At 70.0% G+C, this 18,063-nt stretch carries 19 protein-coding genes and 1 tRNA gene; 16 read left to right on the top strand and 4 right to left on the bottom strand.

Annotated features, from left to right (window positions below; translation table 11 throughout):
* Window positions 1-36 precede the first annotated feature (36 nt).
* Genes ACLF6J_RS13355 through ACLF6J_RS13345 form a run of 3 tightly spaced genes read left to right on the top strand, consistent with a single transcriptional unit; the run spans window position 37 to window position 2,717 of the window.
* The gene (locus tag ACLF6J_RS13355; RefSeq protein WP_194239283.1) at window positions 37-1,425 is read left to right on the top strand and encodes a multidrug effflux MFS transporter; all 1,389 of its coding nucleotides are present in this window, start codon (window positions 37-39) and stop codon (window positions 1,423-1,425) included.
* Between the two features lie 31 nt (window positions 1,426-1,456).
* On the top strand, window positions 1,457-2,086 hold the full coding sequence (locus ACLF6J_RS13350) for a phosphatase PAP2 family protein (protein WP_244093487.1): 630 nt from the start codon (window positions 1,457-1,459) through the stop codon (window positions 2,084-2,086).
* Between the two features lie 28 nt (window positions 2,087-2,114).
* Window positions 2,115-2,717: a GNAT family N-acetyltransferase gene (locus tag ACLF6J_RS13345; protein ID WP_134352033.1), complete on the top strand. Its 603-nt coding sequence runs from the start codon at window positions 2,115-2,117 to the stop codon at window positions 2,715-2,717.
* Between the two features lie 118 nt (window positions 2,718-2,835).
* Here ACLF6J_RS13345 and ACLF6J_RS13340 read toward each other — a convergent pair.
* Window positions 2,836-2,923 (bottom strand) — tRNA-Ser (locus ACLF6J_RS13340).
* Window positions 2,924-3,115: 192 nt separating this feature from the next.
* Here ACLF6J_RS13340 and ACLF6J_RS13335 point away from each other — a divergent pair.
* From ACLF6J_RS13335 to ACLF6J_RS13275, 13 genes are all read left to right on the top strand, one after another.
* On the top strand, window positions 3,116-3,838 hold the full coding sequence (locus ACLF6J_RS13335; RefSeq protein ID WP_134352031.1) for a hypothetical protein: 723 nt from the start codon (window positions 3,116-3,118) through the stop codon (window positions 3,836-3,838).
* The gene (gene mpaB / locus ACLF6J_RS13330) at window positions 3,838-4,887 is read left to right on the top strand and encodes a daptide biosynthesis RiPP recognition protein (protein WP_134352029.1); all 1,050 of its coding nucleotides are present in this window, start codon (window positions 3,838-3,840) and stop codon (window positions 4,885-4,887) included. The genes ACLF6J_RS13335 and mpaB overlap by 1 nt, the downstream gene beginning before the upstream one ends.
* A 2-nt stretch (window positions 4,888-4,889) precedes the next feature.
* On the top strand, window positions 4,890-6,143 hold the full coding sequence (gene mpaD, locus ACLF6J_RS13325) for a daptide-type RiPP biosynthesis aminotransferase (protein WP_244093666.1): 1,254 nt from the start codon (window positions 4,890-4,892) through the stop codon (window positions 6,141-6,143).
* The gene (gene mpaC, locus ACLF6J_RS13320) at window positions 6,140-7,324 is read left to right on the top strand and encodes a daptide-type RiPP biosynthesis dehydogenase (RefSeq protein WP_134352025.1); all 1,185 of its coding nucleotides are present in this window, start codon (window positions 6,140-6,142) and stop codon (window positions 7,322-7,324) included. The genes mpaD and mpaC overlap by 4 nt, the downstream gene beginning before the upstream one ends.
* A gap of 4 nt (window positions 7,325-7,328) precedes the next feature.
* Window positions 7,329-7,463, top strand: a complete 135-nt coding sequence (gene mpaA1 / locus ACLF6J_RS13315) for an MpaA1 family daptide-type RiPP (RefSeq protein WP_261812217.1) — start codon at window positions 7,329-7,331, stop codon at window positions 7,461-7,463.
* A 42-nt stretch (window positions 7,464-7,505) separates the two neighbouring features.
* The gene (gene mpaA2, locus ACLF6J_RS13310; RefSeq protein ID WP_261812218.1) at window positions 7,506-7,631 is read left to right on the top strand and encodes an MpaA2 family daptide-type RiPP; all 126 of its coding nucleotides are present in this window, start codon (window positions 7,506-7,508) and stop codon (window positions 7,629-7,631) included.
* Between the two features lie 34 nt (window positions 7,632-7,665).
* On the top strand, window positions 7,666-7,785 hold the full coding sequence (gene mpaA3, locus ACLF6J_RS13305; protein ID WP_308191516.1) for an MpaA3 family daptide-type RiPP: 120 nt from the start codon (window positions 7,666-7,668) through the stop codon (window positions 7,783-7,785).
* Window positions 7,786-7,849: 64 nt separating this feature from the next.
* Window positions 7,850-8,689 carry a daptide-type RiPP biosynthesis methyltransferase gene (gene mpaM, locus ACLF6J_RS13300; protein ID WP_134352023.1) on the top strand — a complete coding sequence of 280 codons (840 nt, stop codon included), beginning with the start codon at window positions 7,850-7,852 and terminating at the stop codon, window positions 8,687-8,689.
* 31 nt (window positions 8,690-8,720) lie between these two features.
* Entirely contained in the window at window positions 8,721-10,370 is a 1,650-nt protein-coding gene (gene mpaP, locus ACLF6J_RS13295) for a daptide biosynthesis intramembrane metalloprotease (RefSeq protein WP_421076906.1), read from the top strand.
* Window positions 10,363-11,079, top strand: a complete 717-nt coding sequence (locus tag ACLF6J_RS13290) for an ATP-binding cassette domain-containing protein (protein WP_134352019.1) — start codon at window positions 10,363-10,365, stop codon at window positions 11,077-11,079. Before mpaP ends, ACLF6J_RS13290 begins: the two co-directional genes overlap by 8 nt.
* Complete coding sequence (locus ACLF6J_RS13285; protein ID WP_134352017.1) at window positions 11,076-11,804, top strand: ABC transporter permease; 729 nt, start codon at window positions 11,076-11,078, stop codon at window positions 11,802-11,804. The genes ACLF6J_RS13290 and ACLF6J_RS13285 overlap by 4 nt, the downstream gene beginning before the upstream one ends.
* Window positions 11,801-12,529, top strand: coding sequence for a hypothetical protein (locus tag ACLF6J_RS13280; RefSeq protein WP_134352015.1), 729 nt, complete (start codon window positions 11,801-11,803; stop codon window positions 12,527-12,529). The genes ACLF6J_RS13285 and ACLF6J_RS13280 overlap by 4 nt, the downstream gene beginning before the upstream one ends.
* A gap of 58 nt (window positions 12,530-12,587) precedes the next feature.
* Complete coding sequence (locus ACLF6J_RS13275) at window positions 12,588-13,478, top strand: rhodanese-related sulfurtransferase (RefSeq protein WP_131491387.1); 891 nt, start codon at window positions 12,588-12,590, stop codon at window positions 13,476-13,478.
* A 33-nt stretch (window positions 13,479-13,511) separates the two neighbouring features.
* Here ACLF6J_RS13275 and ACLF6J_RS13270 read toward each other — a convergent pair whose 3' ends face one another.
* From ACLF6J_RS13270 to ACLF6J_RS13260, 3 genes are read right to left on the bottom strand one after another with little or no spacing between them, the layout of a single operon-like run.
* Window positions 13,512-15,779 (bottom strand): transglutaminaseTgpA domain-containing protein, encoded by a 2,268-nt coding sequence (locus ACLF6J_RS13270; protein WP_134352013.1) that lies wholly within the window; start codon window positions 15,777-15,779, stop codon window positions 13,512-13,514.
* Window positions 15,766-16,956 (bottom strand): DUF58 domain-containing protein, encoded by a 1,191-nt coding sequence (locus tag ACLF6J_RS13265; protein WP_134352011.1) that lies wholly within the window; start codon window positions 16,954-16,956, stop codon window positions 15,766-15,768. Before ACLF6J_RS13265 ends, ACLF6J_RS13270 begins: the two co-directional genes overlap by 14 nt.
* 11 nt (window positions 16,957-16,967) lie before the next feature.
* A complete protein-coding gene (locus tag ACLF6J_RS13260) occupies window positions 16,968-17,957 on the bottom strand; it encodes an AAA family ATPase (protein WP_047522165.1) in 990 nt (329 codons plus the stop codon).
* Window positions 17,958-18,063 lie beyond the last annotated feature (106 nt).

Genomic DNA, 18,063 nt, shown 5'->3' with positions numbered 1-18,063 from the left:
CGACAAGGCCACCCCCTCGAACGCTGGAAGGACGTCGTGTCCGACGCGCCCCGCACTGACTCCATCCCCGTCGCACCGTCGGAGCAGCAGACCGAAGAGACTCCGCAGCCCGCCCGCACCGCGACCGGGAGCATCCGCACCTCCACGGCGACCGGGGCGATCCGCACCCTCGGCGCGAATCCCGCGACGGCACCGATCATGCTGCACCCGGGAGATGCGATCTCCCTCGGCAGGCGCACGCTCTACATCGTCCTGCTCGGAGCTCTGACCGCGCTCGGTCCGTTCACGATCGACCTCTATCTCCCGGCTTTCCCGGTGCTGGAGGAGGACTTCCAGACCACGGCTGCCGCGATCCAGCTGACCCTGACCGGAACGATGATCGGCTTCGCCCTCGGCCAGCTCGTCGTCGGGCCCCTCAGCGACAAGGTCGGGCGCCGGGTGCCGCTGATCGTGGTCACCGCCCTGCACGTCCTCGCGAGCGTGGGGGCGGCCCTCGCGCCGGACCTCGGCCTGCTCAGCGCGGCTCGGGTCCTGATGGGGGTGGGAGCGGCCGCCGGTGGAGTGGTGGCCATGGCGATCGTGCGCGACCTGTTCGGCGGGCGGCGACTGGTCATCATGCTCTCGCGTCTCGCGCTAGTGTCGGGTGTCGCACCGGTCATCGCACCGTTGATCGGCTCGTGGTTGCTGACCCTGATGCCCTGGCGGGGGATCTTCGGCGTGCTCGCGGCCTACGGCGTCGTGATGCTGCTGTCCACGCTCCTGTTCATCCCGGAGACGCTTCCGGTCGCGCGTCGGCAGGGCGGCGGCGCCACGATGGCGCAGCGCTACCGCTCGGTGCTCTCTGATCGCGTCTTCCTCGGCGTGCTCGTGATCGGCGGCATGACTTTCTCCGGATTGTTCTCGTACCTCTCGGCGTCGCCGTTCCTCTTCCAGGTGACCCACGGGCTGGACGCCCAGCAGTACGGTCTGCTGTTCGCCGTGAACTCGCTCGGTGTCGTCGCCGGGGTGCAGACGGCCTCACGGCTCGCCGCCCGCTTCGGACCGCAGTGGGTCATGGCCTACTCGACCGCTGTGCTGCTCCTGGCGGGGGTCGCGATCATCGTCACCGATCAGCTCGGACTCGGGCTGTGGGGCACGGTGATCCCGTTGTTCGTCTTCATGACGGCGTGCGGCTTCACGTTCCCCAACGTGCAGGTGCTGGCGCTCGACCGGCACGGCAAGGCTGCGGGGACGGCGGCATCCATCATCGGGGCGACGAACTTCGGCGTGGCGGGGCTCATCTCGCCGCTCGCGGGCTGGCTCTCGCACGACGCCGGGATCACGGCGACGACCATGGCCTCCGTGATGGTCGGCTGTGCGGCGATCGGCGTCCTGTCGCTGTGGTTCGTCGTCCGTCCGCGCACCGTGGGGATGCTCACTCCCTGAGTGCCCAGGCATCGTCCGACAGAATAGGACGATGGACAGGCGGATGCTGCTGTGGTGGGGAGTGGGCCTCCTCGCGCTCGCAACGGCGCTCGGTGTGCTGGTCGTGTTCGCGTATCCGGAGACGCCGGGGTTCGACCGGTGGTGGAACGAGATGATCGCCGCAGCCCGTGCCGACGGCATGGTCGACTTCGCCCTCGTCCTGAACTGGATCGGCGGCGGCTGGGTGGCGATCTTCGCGGTGCCGCTGCTGACCATCATCGCTCTCGTGCTCGCTCGCCGATGGCGGTCTGCGGCGTTCGCCGCCCTCTGTTTCGCCGCGAGTGCCGGTGCGGTGCAACTGCTCAAGCTGCTCTTCGGACGGGCCCGCCCCGACGACATGCTGGTGGCGAGCGACTACGGCTCCTTCCCCTCGGGCCACACGGCGAACGCCGCGACGATCGCGCTCGTGGTCTGGGTGCTGTTCCCGCGGGTCTGGACGGCGATTCTCGGCGTGCTGTGGGTGCTCGCGATGGCACTCTCGCGCACCTTCCTGTCGGTGCACTGGGCCAGCGACACGCTCGGCGGCGCGCTCGTCGGCGCCGGGGTGGTCCTGGTCCTGGCCGCGTGGCTGCTCCCGTGGGTGCGCCAACCGAGGTCCGAGGTCGCGGCGCCGATAAGCTGAACGGGCCCGTCGTCCAGAGGAGTCCTTCGTGTCGCGCATCCGTCCCTACCGCCCCACCGACCGCGCCGCGCTGTACGAGATCTGCGTGAAGACGGCTGACGCCGGCGTCGATGCGACCGGGGTGCTCTCCGACGATGCGCTCTGGGGAGACCTGTTCGCGGTCCCCTACGCCGAGCGGCATCCGGACCTCTCCTGGGTGGTCGAGAGCGACGACGGGCGCACGATCGGCTACATCGTGGCGACCGACGACACCGACGCCTTCTACACCTGGTTCCGCGAGGAGTGGTGGCCGACGCGTCAGGAGCGGTACCCCCGGTCGGCCGAGGTGGTCACCCGCGAGGATCGGATGGTCGACTACGGCTACAGTCGCGCGCCCGGCATCGAGCCGAATGCCGCAGACCACCCGGCCCACCTGCACATCGACCTTCTTCCGGAGACGCAGGGGCAAGGGCTCGGCCGTGCCCTCATCGAGACCCTGTTCGCCGAGCTGACGCGTCGGGGCATCCGGGGCTTGCATCTGGGCATCGACCCGAACAACGCGGGGGCCGCCGCGTTCTACGAACGCCTCGGAATGACGCGACTCCCGGCGGAACCGGGCGGACAGACCTACGGCGTGCGCTTCGACGCCTGAACGCCGCATCCGGCGGTGACGGCGGGACTCCGGTGCTCACTGCGCTCGCTCCTCTCCGAATCCCCGGTGCCGGTTAAACATGAAAGAGCCCCCGCTGGCGCGGAGGCTCTTTCATGTTTGGCGGTGACGGCGGGATTCGAACCCGCGGTTGCTTGCACAACACACGCTTTCCAAGCGTGCTCCTTCGGCCGCTCGGACACGTCACCAAGGAACAACCTGTCCATCCTATCCGATCGGCGGAGCGCGACGTGACAGAGCGCTGTGGCGAAGCCCGGCATGCGGTCCTCTCCTGACCAATATGACGCGTATGGAATATATTGCTAGTTGTGTGAGTGCTCAATAGCCTCAGATGAGGACGGATCAACGCCGTACCGCATCCGACGCTACTGGGGGAGACCATGCGCGCCAGCTCGACCACGGCACGACCGGACAGTCACCGCACGGTGGCGGCCTTCGAGCAGTACGTGACCGCGGAGCGCGCGATTCCGGGGTGCGCGGTGTTCTTCCTCGAGTCCTCGGTGCACCTCGACGAGGTGCGGGCGCTCGCCGAACGCGACGATGTGATCTTCGTCCCTGCGGGGTCCCTCCCGAAAGTGGATCCGCGGGTCGTCCCGTTCGCCGGGGCGCTTCACGCGCCCGGCGATGAGATGAGCTTCGGCGGGCGCCACGCGTTCCAGCTGCAGGACTACCTCGCCGGTCGCTTCCGCTTCCGCGGCGGGCTCACGGTCGTCCGACAGGGGTCTGCGGAAGGACTCGCTGCATTCCTCCGTGATGCCGACACGGCCCGGGCGACCGGCATCTTCGCCGAACGGCTCCTCGACGGTGCCCTGCTGCTGGATTCCGCCGCGTCGTTCACCCGCGCGTATCCGGTACCGGATTCTCTGGTGCGCGTGCACGTGACCGCAGACGGCGAGTACCGGGACGGCCCTGACGGACTCCTGCTCGGACGGGTGGGCGACGGGCGCGCAGACATCGAGGCCGTGGCCACCGAGAACGCCGGTCGTGGTCGAGCATTCGCGCGCATCGTGGACCCCCGGGTCCTCGAGGCGGATCTCGACGATCGGCCGTGGATCGAGTTGTACGTGTCGCTCGTGACGGCGAGTCGACGGGACCGCGTCTGATGCGCGACGCACACCGCGGGCCCGGGGCGGACCTGGTCGGAGCCCGGGCGCTCCGGGAGTGGATCACCGGGATGCCGGACCGGTACGCGCGGGTGTTCCTGGTCGAAAGCGGTGCCCTGGCGGATCGTGTCGCAGGCGCAGCAGGACGAGACGATGTGATTCTTCTGCCCGAGGGGAGCGGGCCCTGTGCCGGACCGGCCCGTGTCGTCCCGTACACCGGCGCGCTGCAGGACATCGGGGATGAGTTGTTCTTCGGTGAGCGCGGCGTCGAACTCCAGGACTACGTCGCTGCGGCATTCCTGCAGTTCACCGGGCCGACCGCTCTCAGCCTCTTCGACGCGGTCAGCTGGCAGGCTCTCCTCGACGATGCCGAGCTCGCGCGACGGACGGGCGTGTTCCCCTCGGCACTGATCGATCCGCGAGTCCTCCTGGCGGACCGCGGCGCACTCACGGAACCGGGCGAGCTCGCGACCCCGAGCGCGATCAGAGTGCGGGCGGACGGCGGCGTCAGCGTCGGGGTCCAGGGCGATCCCCTCGGAACCGTCGACGAGCTGCCCGCCGTGCTCGCCGTGCCGCGACCCCGGGCCGTGGCCTTGGGAGGATCGGTGCCTAGAGAGGCGTTCGTCGCCGATCGGACGCTGCGCGAGGGGACGACGCGATACCTCTGCGCGACGGACCTCGTGAAGATGCTCCGCCTGGCCAACGGCGACGCCCGCATCTCGGGGTTCGGGTGGGCGCTCGTCGACGACGGCCTCGCGGATGCCGACCCCTGGGCAGCGGATCCGTTCCTGATCGAGACCGCGGACGGCTTCGTCCTCGCAGACACGCGGACGTTGCGTCGACAGCTGCTGTCCCCGGTGGCCGCGCAGGTGGTCGCCGTCACGCAGACGTCCACGACGCCGGAGGTCGCGGCGGAGCGCGTGGCTCGGCGGCTGGGCGGCTCCGTGGCCGACGCGCGAGCCCTGTGCCTCGAGGCCGTCACCATCCTCAACATCCGCTTCGGTACCCGAGCGGGCCTCGCTCGCCCGGCGAACGGTATCCGGCGTTGAGCGTGCCGAACGCCGTGTGGAGCTCGATGCTCCCCGCGGATGCGACCTTCCCTCCTGATCGCGTCGCCGTCCGCGCCGCGGGACATCGCATCGAGTTCGCCGACGGATCCACACGCCTGTGCGTGACGAGCGGGCTCTGGAACGTTCCGCTCGGGTACGGGAATCCGGTCGTCGGCGACGCCGTGGCCAGAGCCACACACGATGCGTCATACCTGACCCTGTTCCGCGCGTCGCATCGGTATGCCGAAGCCGCCGCGGAAGGTCTTCTCGACCTCGCGGACCCGACCAGGTACAGCCGCGTCATCTTCTCCACCTCGGGCGGCGCCGCGAACGATGCCGCCATGAAGCTCGCACGACAGTACTGGGCGCAGAAGGGCGCAGGATCCCGATCGCTCATCGTCGGGCTGAAAGGCAGCTACCACGGCACGATGTACGGCAGCCACGCGCTCAGCGGAGACGACCTCCTGCAGTCCGTCTACTCGGTCGATCGCAGGTCGGTGCGGCACGTCTCGTCCCGCGATGACGGTGAAGAGCTCGCCACCCTGTTGAAGCGGGAAGGGTCCCGAGTCGCTTCGGTCGTCGTGGAGCCCGTCCTGGGCAGTGGTGCATATGCCCTGACCGAGGCCTTCATCGATCGCCTCGTGCTGCTGCGTGAGGAATACGGGTTCCTGCTCGTGGCCGACGAGGTCGCGACGGGATTCGGGCGCACCGGCGCGATGCTCGCCACCGACGAGTGGCCGGCCGCTCCCGACGTCCTCCTCCTCTCGAAAGCACTGACGAACGGCGCGACGGGTGCAGCCGCGATCCTCGTGGGTCCCCGTGTCGCCTCCGAGTTCGCGCGAGGCGGGTGGACCTTCGTCCACGGGGAGACGCAGGCGGGAACGCCGGTGTGCGCGGCGGCCATCAGCGCGGTGCTCGAGGAACTGCGTCGGATCGACGTGGAGACGACGACGAAGGCACTCGGGGCCGAGCTGTTCCGTCTGGCGACGGCGCTGAAGTCCGACGGATTGATCACGGAGGTCACGGGGCGGGGCTGCTTCGTGGGGATGGGGCTCCGCCACCACGACGAGCGCCGGCTGTCCTCCTCCGAGGTTCTCCGTGTGGTCTCCGCCATCGCCGACCACGGCGTCCTGGTGCAGCCCGGCCCCAGCTCCATCGAGCTGATCCCGGCCTACGGATTCACCTCGGAGGAGCTTCGCACGGTGGAAGCCGCCGTGCGCTCCGGTCTCGCGCGAGTGCAGGAAGCGGCAGCATGACCGCGCACTTCACCGGACGCGTCCCGACCCTGTGGCACGGCCCCGGCGTCGCGCATCACGTGATGACGCACCTCACCGCGGGACGAGAGGTCCTCGTGATCGCGGACTCGGCGGTCACGGTTCCCTTCCGGGCCGGGTCTGCGGTGAGGACCATCACGGTGGACGCGCCGTCGGTGGATGTCACGTCGGTCTCCAGGATCGCGCGGCACATCGTTCGTCGGTCGCCCGAGGTCATCGTGGCCGTCGGTGGGGGCAGCGTGCTCGACGCCAGCAAGATCGCCGCGCTCGCGCTCGCTCCGGGGAAGGTCTTCGACTATGCCATCGGTCATGCGGAGAGGTCCGCGCTGACCGTGCTGCCGGATGCGCCGCCGCCCGTGGAGATCATCGCCGTGCCGACGACTCTGGGCACCTCGTCGGAGACGAACAGCGTCGGCATCCTCAAGAACGGGAACGGCTATCGGCTCATCGTCGGACGCTCGCTCAGACCCCGTCATGCCGTCATCGATCCACGCAACCTGGAGTCCCTCACCTACGGCGCCGTCCGTGAGGGAGCGCTGGAGGCGTTCCTGCGTCTCGCCGGTACGTCGACGAGTTCGCGACGAAGCGCCCGGGGGAACAGCGAGGCCGTCATCCTCGGGAGAGCCCTCCTCGAGACCGCCACCCAGGACGCCGGCTCGCCTGCGGGGCGGTTGCGCCTCGCACGGTTGAGCGCAGCCACCCAACGCGGTGCGGCTCTGCGCGGACAGGATCCCTACAGCGCTCGCCATTGGTATGTCGCGAACGAAGTGGCCTTCGTGCTCAGGACTCGCAAGATGGTCGCCACGGCGGCGGTGATCGCCGCGGTCTGGCGTCGTATCTGCGCGGGTGACACCCGCTGGGGAGATCGGCAGAGTCTCGAAGACTTCTGGTCGCGGGTCGCGAGCGGGGTGGCATTGCCTCTCGAACCGGCCGCGGGTATCGCCGCCCTCCTCGAGCGCTGGGATATCCCGCTTCCGTCGCGACCGACCACGCGGGAGGTCGGCCGCATCTCGATGTCCACCGAGGCGTCGTGGGGAGATCGCCGCCCGATGCTCACTGGCCTCGTCGCCGACGACATCCGTGAGGTCCTCCGCGGTTCCCGGTGGAGCGATCCGTGTGCCGGCGCTCAACGCCGGCCCTCGACTGCCGTGCAGAGGAGGTGAAGAGATGATCAAGGACGTGGAAGAGCGACTCCGGTTCCAGGAGCTGGACGACATGGAGGCTCCCAGCTGGGAGAGCTTCTATCAGGGCGCCATCAGTGCGCTGATCCTCATCGGGATCGGCGCTGCCGCTGCGACGTGATCCCGTCGCCCGACGGAGATCGAGACGAGGAAGGAGAGAGGTATGAACACCGAAGTGCAGAGGCTCGAATTCACGGAACTCGAGGCGATGGACGCTCTGAACAACACCGATGATTTCGTGCGGGGCTTCGCCGTCGGCGTCATCATCGGAATCCTCGCGCTGACCTAGGAAGCGCATCGCCACGTGATGAAGGAGGTACGAAATGCAGACTGATCTGCTGGAGTTCCAGGAACTCGAACGAATCGACGCGCCACTCGAGTGGTGGGAGCACGTCAGCTACATCATCGCCATCGTCGGCGGTGCCGCGGCGATCGCGACGTGACCGGTCGGGGTGCGGGCGGTTCCGCGCGCCCGCACCCCCTCACTCCCGCGGAGAGGTGTGGTGAATGTCAGGAACGATAACCGAAGCCATCGCGGCGCGACTCGACCGGGCGGGTGCGGTCCCTCGGGAACAGGACCTGTACACGGGCGAGGGGACCGACTTCTACGAGCGACTGGTCGGCGCCGATGCCGCGGAGATCCGAGAGGTGCTGGCGCTCGCGAGAGAAGCCGCGGGTCCGGTCCTCGATGTGGCCGCCGGCAGCGGGAGGCTGACCATCCCGCTGGTGTGCTCCGGCCGATCGGTGACCGCGCTCGATCTCTCCGACGACATGCTCTCGCACCTTCGTCGTGCCCTGCCCGACCATCCGAGGCTCGACTGTGTGATCGCCGACATGCGCGACTTCAGCCTGCCGCGTCCGTACGACCTCGTGGTCCTCGGTGCGACCTCCATCACCTTGTTGGACGGGGAGGGGAGGGCGCGCCTGTACGCGAGCGTGCGACGCCACCTCGCGGCGGGAGGGGTCTTCGCCTTCTCCGTCGCGGGAGGCGCCGCAGCGGAGAGCCTGACGGTGCCGAGCGAGCAGGAGATCCGTGTCCCCGGGCCCGGCCCCGGGCCCGGCGGCGAGGAGACCTATCTGTTCTCGCAGCAGATGGAGGAGGACGGCGCGGCTCGCCTGGTCAACTGGGTGCGCCTCGCCGACATCGTGGCGGGCGGCGACGTGTGCGTGCTCACGAGTCGGCTGCGTGTGCTCAGCCACGAGCTCCTCTCCAGCGAGCTCGTGGACGCCGGTTTCGCTGAACCTGCCGTCTCGCCCGTGCGGACGCACCCCGGAGCGGACATCCTTCTCCTCACGACGACGTGGGCCGGAACCCGGGACCGGGCGCGTGACGATGACACCGCCTAGTTTCGCTCGGCGGCGAGACTCGCGCGCCCCGGTGCCGCTCACGGCCGATGATCGTCCGCTTCTCGCCCCCGGTGTCGTGTTCGAGGAAGTGGGGGAGGCCGGGGTGTGGATCGCGCTGCTGCAGGGGGTGCCCTCGTCGAGGGTCTCGCGGGCCGTCGTCGATCTGCTCACGGCGATGGACGGCGAGACCACGCTCCGCGACCTGCGCACGCGCTTCGCCGCATCCGAGCCGCGGGACGACTTCCTCCTGCTCGTCCAGCGCTTCCGCGCCAGCGGGCTCCTGGCCGGTGACACGAAGGCCCCGCCCGGCAGAGTGACCTATCGGCCCCCGTTCACGCTGCAGTTCGCGACGCTGAGTGCACCCGCGTTCTTCGACCGCTGGAATCGCCTGATCGTCCCGCTCTCACGCCGAGGGGTTCTGGCATCCCTTCTGGTGGTGCTCTGCCTCGGCCTCGGCGCTGCGGCCCTGCAGACAGGTGAGGTGTGGGACGTCCTGACCATGCCGGTGTCGTTGCCCGGACTCGTGGGCGTCGTCATCGCGTTGTCCGTCATGACGCTGCTCCACGAGAGCGCTCATGGGCTCGCGCTCACACGGTTCGGCGGCGAACCGCGCCGCGCGGGTTTCATGCTCTACTACCTCACCCCCGCCTTCTTCGTCGATGTGACCGACGGCTGGCGCCTCTCCGATCGGCGGCAGCGTGTCGCGGTCGCGCTCGCCGGGCCGGCCGTGCACGCCGTCGCCGCCGCGGTCGCCCTCCTCGCCGCGCTCGTCCTTCCGGACCCTCTGATCCACCAGGCGCTGTTGCTCCTCGCCGTGTCCTGCGTCGCGATCGTGCTGGTCAACCTGATTCCGTTCGTGCGATTCGACGGCTACATCGCGTTCATGAGTGCGCTCGACGAACCGAACCTCCGGGACCGGACGATTCGCGACGGAGTGGAGTTCCTGACCCGGATCCTGTTCGGCGGTCCGCGGACCGCACGGAGCCTTGATCGGTGGTGGAGCGTGCCGTTCGGTCTCGCCTGTCTCGTCGCCCCGATCGCGCTCGTGCTGTTCGCGGTCTCCCGCGTGGTGCGAGCGATCGCCGGAGGCGGACCGGTGCTGGGGGTTCTCGTCGTCGTCCTGGAAGCTGCTGTGGTGCTCGTCGGCATCGTGATCCTCTCGAGGGCGCTGCGCCGCGTCCTTCGGTCGGGCGTCTCCCGGCTCCGCTTCGTCGCCGTCGGTGCGACGCTGATCGCGAGCATCGTGGTCGTGGGCGCCGTGATCCCGCTGCCGGTGACGGCGACGTACGGTTTCGTCACCCGCGGTGACCGGGTGCTCCTCGTGCAGCCGGGCACCGCCGCCGAGGCGGAGGTGCCGGACGGCGCCCCGGTCGAGCTGATGAGCGCCGGGCTCCTCGCGAGCTCGCGGGTCGGCGGGGGGACTATCAGGCCGGAGCCGCCGATGCCGACGGAGGTCCCCTGGGCGGTGCTCGTCCCCGTCGCGGCGGACGGCGTGGACGTCCCCGCAACGGTCATCGCCGGCGTGGACGTGGACGACGGCGGCGGGAGCACGCCGCCGACCGGACGGGCGCAGGTCGCGCTCGGCACGAGGAGTCTGTGGCAGACGCTCTGGGCGACCGGCGTGGTGTCGCCGCTGTCCGCCCTTCTGGACCAGAAGCACGAGAGGCAGGAAGATGACTGAACACGCGATCGAGGTCCGGGGCCTCGCGAAGAGGTACGGCCGCCGGACCGCCGTGGAAGACCTGTCCTTCGTCGTGCCGCGCGGGACGATCGTCGGGCTCCTGGGGCCGAACGGCGCGGGCAAATCGACGACGCTGCGCACGATCGTCGGCTTGCTCCGGCCGACGAGCGGCGAGAGCCTCATCGACGGTGTTCCGTTCTCGGCGCTCGACAACCCCGCATCGCACGTCGGTGTGCACATGGACGGCTTCGGTTTCGAGGCGGGCATCACTGCACGGCGGCACCTGGAGATCTGTCGGCTCGCGGCCGGTGCGCCGCGCGGCCGGACCGACGAGGTCCTCGAGGAGGTCGGGCTCACCGCCGACGCGCGTCGCCGCGTGAAGACGTTCTCGACGGGGATGGCTCAGCGGCTCGGCCTGGCCGCCGCCCTCATCGGTGCGCCGCCCACGCTCATCCTCGACGAACCGGCGAACGGTCTGGACCCCGACGGGATCCGCTGGCTGCGCAGGTTCCTCCGCCGCTTCGCCGAACGCGGCGGCACCGTGCTGGTCGCCAGTCATCAGCTGTCAGAACTCGAACACATCGTGGATGAGGTCGTGGTCATCAAACGGCGAGCACTCTTCGCCGGACGACTCGGCGACCTGGTCACGAGCAACGGCGACTCCCTGGAGAGCAAGTACTTCGAACTCGTCGAGGAGGTGCCGGTATGAGGGGCGCGATCCAGAGCGAGGCCCTGCGCTCCGTGAGCGGGCTCTCCCTCCTCGCCGTCTACCTCGTCGCGTTCCTCCTGCCCGCCTTCGTGCTGTTCTCCGACGGATCGCGCCTCGACGTGGCCGGCCTCGATTCCGCCGCGGGGACCACTCGTCTCCTGGAACCTCTCGCCTGGTCGGCGGTCTCCGCGGCGTTCGTCGGCGCGTACGGCGTCACTCGTGAGTACTACTACGGCTCGATGGACCGGACCCTCACCAGCGTCGGATTCCGGCGTGCGTTCGCCGGAAAGCTCGTCGCGGGCGTCCTCGTCGCGCTCGCCCTGTCCGTCGGCCTCTTCGTCGTGTGGACCACCGGTGTCGCCGTCTTCTTGAGCCGGAGCGGTCTGTCGCTCACTCTGACGCCGGACGGGTGGCGCCTCTGCGCGGGAGCTCTGGTCGGCGGCGTGCTCGGTGCGCTCATCGGGGGCTCCATCGGCTGGATCACCCGCAACTATTACGCGACGGCCGTCCTCGTCCTCGTCCTGCCGATGGTGGGGGAACTCGCACTGCTGCGCACGGTGCCGGAGGTGGCGAAGTTCTCGCCCGGGTTGGCGCTCGCGGCCTTGGGTGTGCCCGGGTATCAGGGCCGCCTGCTCGAGTTCGGCCCGGCGCTCGTCGTCGCACTCGCGTGGACCGCGGGGCTGGTCGCGGTGGCGTGGACCGGTGGTCGCAGGAGGGCGGGATGATCGTCCGCGCGCTCCGAGCCCACGCGCGCGGTGTGACCGGCGACATCGTCCTCCTCTGGGTGGTCGCGGCCGCCTTCGTGTTGTCGACTTCGATGGCGACGAGCGTTCCTGTGGAGCTCGCCGAGGCACCGGCCGGGGTTCGCGCCGCACTCAGTGCGCCGTTCAGCGCGGTGCTCGCGACCTATGGCGCGGTGCTCGCGGCGGTCTACGCTTCCTTCCGCTACACCGTCGACCGGCGGGATGGCGTCATCGCGCAGCGGCTGATGCTGCAACCCCGGTGGGTGACGCTGCTCAGCCGGACACTCGGGTCTGCTCTCGGCGGCGCCGTCGTCGCTCTCGCGGGACTCGCCGGTGGCCACATCGCGCTGGCCGTCGCGATGGGCGGTGTCCCGGTGGGCTGGGCATCGGTGGGATCCGCACTGGCCGTCGGCGCAGGCGCCGGCCTCTGGGGGCTGGGGGTGGGCATCGTCGTCCAGAACCATCTCGTCGCGCTCTTCGTCGCGTCCATGTCTCTGGGCAGCGCCGTCCTCGTCGCGATGTTCTGGAGCGCCGCTGCCCACGGCTTCCCGCTGATCGCGCTGCTCGACGCTTTCGGGTTCGACGTCACGGCTGTGGGGGTGTCGCCAGCCGACGGACCCGGTAGCTCTGTGCCGGTCGCCGTCGGATGGATGCTGGCGGCTCTCGTCGCGGGGGGAGTCACCTTCGTGAAACGCGATGTGACGTAGCGGTCTCGAGCCGCATCGGGGTTCGGAACCGCTCGGGGTGACGACGTAGGATCCCTAGGTGGCAACCCCCAAGATCGTCCTCTTCTACGCGTTCACGCCCCTCGCCGATCCCGAGGCCGTCCGTGTCTGGCAACGCGACCTCGGCGAGGCGCTCGGCCTGCGTGGGCGCCTGCTCATCTCGAAGGACGGGATCAACGGCACCCTCGGTGGCGACATCGGCGTGTTGAAGAAGTGGCTGCGATCGTTCCGCTCCTACGGCCCGTTCGCCGATGCGGACATCAAGTGGAGTGAGGGGACGGGGCTGGACGCGGACGGGCGCAGCCTCGATTTCCCCAAGCTCAGCGTGAAGGTGCGCGACGAGATCGTCTCATTCGGTGCGCCCGGTGAACTGCGCGTCGATGAGCACGGGGTCGTCGGCGGAGGCACCCGACTGACGCCCGAAGAGCTGCACGGACTGATCGACGAGCGCGGAGACGAGGTGGTCTTCTTCGACGGCCGGAACGCCCTCGAGGCGCAGATCGGGAGGTTCCGCGGCGCGGTCGTGCCCGACACCGAGACGACCAGGGACTTCGTGAGACTGCTCGACTCCGGTGCCTACGACGATCTCAAGGGCAAACCCGTCGTCACCTACTGCACCGGCGGCATCCGCTGCGAGGTGCTGTCGAGCCTGATGACGGCGCGCGGCTTCGGCGAGGTGTACCAGCTCGAGGGCGGCATCGTCCGCTACGGCGAGAAGTACGGCGACGACGGGCTGTGGGACGGATCGCTCTACGTGTTCGACGGCCGCGGTTCGGTCGACTTCTCGGACCATGCGCGCGTCATCGGGGAGTGCGTCGGATGCGGGGTGCCGACCAAGCGCACCGCGAACTGCCCCGACCTGTCGTGCCGCTCGCAGTTCGTGGTGTGCGAGACCTGCGTGGCCGTGCCCTGCACGGCCCATGCCGCGTGACCGCGCAGGAGACGCGCCCGCGTGCGGGCATGCTCAGACGGCGACCCCGGGTTCCGCGGCGCGGGGAGCGTACAGTGACCGGGGCAGCAGCGTCGCCCGCACCCGCGTCGGCCCATCCACACTCCGGCGCAATGCCTGCAGCACCTCGCTGAGCGGTTCGGTGAGATCCGTCTGCAGCTCGGCCGATCGCGCGTAGTTCGTCTGCTCGACCGCATCCGTCAGTCGTCGCATCGTCTCCGCGTCCACATGACGGTCGCGCACCAGGCCGGCAGCACGGACCCGCGGGGTGTCGGCGTCGGAGACCGGCAGCTGCAGGTCGATCAGGGTGTCGCGGAGCTCTGCCCAGGCTGCCGCGGGATCGCCGCGCCTCGCCTGCGTGAATCGTCTGCGACGCTCGATGATGCGGATCAGTGCCGGTACCAGGAGCAGCGCCACGGCGCCGAAAGCGATGAGCACGACCGGCGTCGGATCGAGACGACGCTGCGCGGCGCCGTCGGCCGAGACGCCCCCGGCGTCCGCACGGTCGATCTCCGGTCCCGAGGTCTCCTCGCTCTGCGGGGCCGTGGTCGGTGCGGGGGTGGCGGGTGATCCGGACTCGCCGCCCTGCGTCACTCCCGCACGGAACGCGGTGGGCACTCCCAAGGATGCGGTGGGCTCGAACGGCACCCAGCCGATACCGGGGAAGAGCACCTCCGGCCAGGAATGCAGCTGATCGCTGGTCACGGAGAAGACCGATTCGCTGCCGCGCTTCTCGTCGGTGAGCGAGCCGGGAAGATAGCCGACGACGATGCGCACCTGCATCCCCAGGCTCTCCGCCATGAGCGCGAACGCCCCTGCGAAGTGCACGCAGTACCCCGATCGCACGTCGAGGAACTGCGCCACGGCTTCGGCGCCGGTGCCGTCGAAGCCTTCTTCCACCGGCGTCTCCAGCGAGTACGCGAACTGCGAGCGGAACCAGTTCTGCAGGGCGATCAGCCGGTCGTAGTCGGTGCTCGCGGCGGCCGTCACCTCGGCGGCACGCTCCGCGATGATCTCGGGCAGCTCCACCGGCTCGGCGTCGGGATCGACCACGGGCGATGCCGCATCGATCGCACGGATCTGCTCGAGCGTCGGAACGAGGCGGGAGGAGGTGACGGTGTAGTCGTTCCCCACCGCGTCGGCGCTGCGCGAGAAGAGGGTGCGGTTGAGGGGGGACACCCGCCACGAGCCGCTCAGCCCCTGCACGTCGGTCGCCGGGTAGGGGACCGGCAGCCACGAACTCGACATGCGGAGCACGCGGATGGACGTGTTCTCCTCCTCCGTCGCGATCTCCGGTCCCCACTCCGGAGTGCCGAACCCGTCGTCCTGCGACTGCAGATCGCCCCGGTCCGGCTGCCACACCCGGCCGTCGAATCGGGAGAGTGTCGTCAGCCGCAGATAGGGGGCCACGTCGGTCTTCGCCGCGATGGTCAGCACTTCGACCGGATTGGGCTGGCGCAGATCATCGCCCAGACGCAACGAGGCATCGACCGTGACCCCGACGCCGGTGCCCGCCATGCTCGTCGCGACCGGTAGTGCGGGAGCGATCACCAGGGTCGTCACCAGAGCGGCGGCTCCGACACCGACGGCGACTGAGAGCGAGGACCTGCGGGGGGATTCCGGATGCCGCCTCGCGGTGTATCGGAAGAGGAAGAGTGCGACGAGGGCGAACAGCACGAACCACACGACGTTCGTGTCGCCGAGGGTGATGATCATCGGCACGGCGCCGACGATCCCTGTCAGCAGGGTCGCCAGCACCGCGGAGCGATGCGCCACCAGATGATCGACCAGGATCGCGACGCCCGCGAAGCCGGAGGCCATGGCGGCGGTGAGAGCCGGCGAGGCATCCAACGGCGCGGAGCCGAACACGATCGCTTCGAGGGCCGCAGCGCCGAGGGTGCCGAACACGGCGACGGTCGTCGGTGTCGGGAACACGCCGAAGAGCGCGGTATCGCCGGCCACCAGCAGCGTGACCATCGCGACCGCGACGATGATCTGACCGAGGAACGTCCCGGCGTCCCGGAGCCAGGCTGTCCGTCGGCGCAGCAGTCGCCGCAGGAGCATGCCCCCACCCGCTGCGGCGAGGATCACGATGAGGACCGAAGACGACCACGCTCCAGGGGAGATCACCGAGGTGTAGGGCCACATCGCCACGATCGTCGCCGTCGCGGCCAGCACACCGGGACCGACGACACCGGTCGGCTCCTCCTCGTCGCGGTGCCACGTCGGCGCCGTGTGCGCGGGGGGCGCGGTCGCCTTCGGGCGCTGCTCAGCGCGGAACATCGCCGACTCCGATCCGCGCCGAGACGGCGTCCTCCCACGCGTCCGCGATGACGGGCCCGAGCGTCGCCACCGTCCAGCCGTGTGGCGTGGCCGCCTCCGCGGCGCCGGGGAGAAGCTCCGTGCTGAACAGCATCGGCGCGGCGGCTCCGGCCGGACGCAGCCGGGCGGCGTCCTCCTCATCGAGCCGACCGGTGATGAAGACCAGAGGCCCGGGCGGGGTGCCGCCGATGAGTGCCGCCAGATCACGGCCCTCACCCCTGGGGGCGACCATCGCGAGCGCCACCAGCAGTCCGTCGCGATCGTCCTCGTGCCCGCGGAGCGCACCGAGCAGCGTGCCGGCGCTGTCGATCACATCGACGCTGTACCCCTCGGAGGCGAGGTGCACGGCCGCGGAGGCGCAGAGCGACACGGCGGTTTCGAAGGCCGGGTCGGCATCGGCGCCGGGCGCATCCCAGCGGCCCGCACTGCGATCGAGGACGACGACCGCGTCGGGGCTGGATTCCTCCTCCTCCTGGCGCACCATGAGCTGTCCGCGGTGGGCGGTCGCACGCCAGTGGATGCGGCGCATCGAGTCTCCGGGGATGTACCCGCGCGGCGAGAGGTTGTCGCTGCCCTGCCCGAGGCGCGTCGACGAGGTGTGCGCGGTGCCGCCGGCGGCTCCGACGCGCACGGCCAGCGGGGCGAGGGCGAAGACCTCGGGGACCACGGTGATGCTCCGGGTCTCGCCGAACGCTTGCTCGCGCTGTGCCAGGCCGAACGGATCGACGGTGCGCAGCATCAGCGGGCCGAGCGGCCAGACGCCCCGTCGCACACCGGTGATCGGGTACGTCAGCTGACCCGACTCGGGGGGATACTCACCGCCGGAATCGCCGGCGACCGCCGCGGGGAGGATGTCGTGCCAGAGCCCGTGCGGCACCCGCAGTGCGCGGAGTGAGATCCGCACCGTCACGCGCGACGTCTCCGACACGGTGAGCAGGTCGGTGGAGATCTGACGCGTGACCGTCCCCGAGCGGCGGGGCAGGCGGACGGCGAGGAGCGAGAAGAGCGTGAGGGCGGCCAGGAGCAGCCCGATGTAGAGCAGGATGCGGGTGCCGAAGACGTTGGCGGCGATGACGCAGCACAGGGCGGCGATGAGCGCGCCGGCTCCACGGCCGGTGAGAGGTCGGCGTCTTCGCATGATCGACCCGATCAGGAACGCGTCGCGACGGGGACGCGCACCCGCTCGACGATCTGGGTGAGTGCGGCCTCGACGGGCTGTGCGCCTGCACGGTGGGCACCACGCGCCGGCAGCAGCCGGTGGGCGAGGACCGGGATGAGCAGGGCCGTGATGTCGTCGGGGATGACATAGTCGCGGCCGTCCAATGCCGCCCACACCTTCGCGGCGCGGATCAGCTGCAGGGTCGCCCGCGGACTGGCACCGAGGTGCAGGTTCGGGTCGGAGCGGGTCGCCTGTGCGAGGGCGACCGTGTACTCCTCCAGCGCGGGGGCGACATGGACCGAGCGCGCCCAGGCGATGAGCTGGGAGATGGCGGTCGCGTCGGCGACGGGTGACACCGCGGCGAGCGGGTTCACCACATCGCGCTGACGGAGCATGAGTGTCTCGGCCTCCGCGTCCGGGTACCCCATCGAGATGCGCATCATGAAGCGGTCGCGCTGCGCCTCGGGGAGCGCGTACGTCCCCTCCATCTCGAGCGGGTTCTGGGTCGCCACCACCAGGAACGGCGTCGGCAGCATGTGGGTCGACCCGTCGACGGTGACCTGCCCCTCCTCCATCGCTTCGAGCAGGGCCGACTGCGTCTTGGGGGAGGAGCGGTTGATCTCATCGGCGATCACGATGTGCGCGAAGACCGCGCCGCGCTTGAACTCGAACTCCTGGTCGACCGGGTTGTAGACCGAGACACCCGTGACGTCGCCGGGCAGCAGGTCGGGCGTGAACTGGATGCGGCGCACGGTCGCGTCCACGCTCGCGGCGAGGGCACGCGCGAGCATCGTCTTGCCCACACCGGGGACGTCTTCGATGAGCAGGTGCCCTTCGGCGAGGAGGCAGACGAGGGCGCTGCGCACGGCGTCCGGCTTCCCGTCGATGACCCGTCCGATGGAGCCGAGGATCGCAGAGGTCTGCGCGGCGAACCGTTCGGCATCGATCATCACCGGGATCAGGGGGGCGTTCTCTGGCATGCGTTCCCTCTCACATCGGCGCTGCGGTGCGCGTTACTCGATCGTAACCCGGCGGCGCGGTCCCCGCTCTGGAAGCTTCCCCTGAGAGGGCGGTCGGCGGCGTCCG

The sequence above is a fragment of the Microbacterium sp. IO18 genome (assembly GCF_049099505.1).
Taxonomy (GTDB): Bacteria; Actinomycetota; Actinomycetes; order Actinomycetales; family Microbacteriaceae; genus Microbacterium; species Microbacterium aurugineum.
The sequence above is the reverse complement of the archived record's forward strand: the minus strand, read 5'-3'. Positions and strand labels throughout refer to the sequence as shown.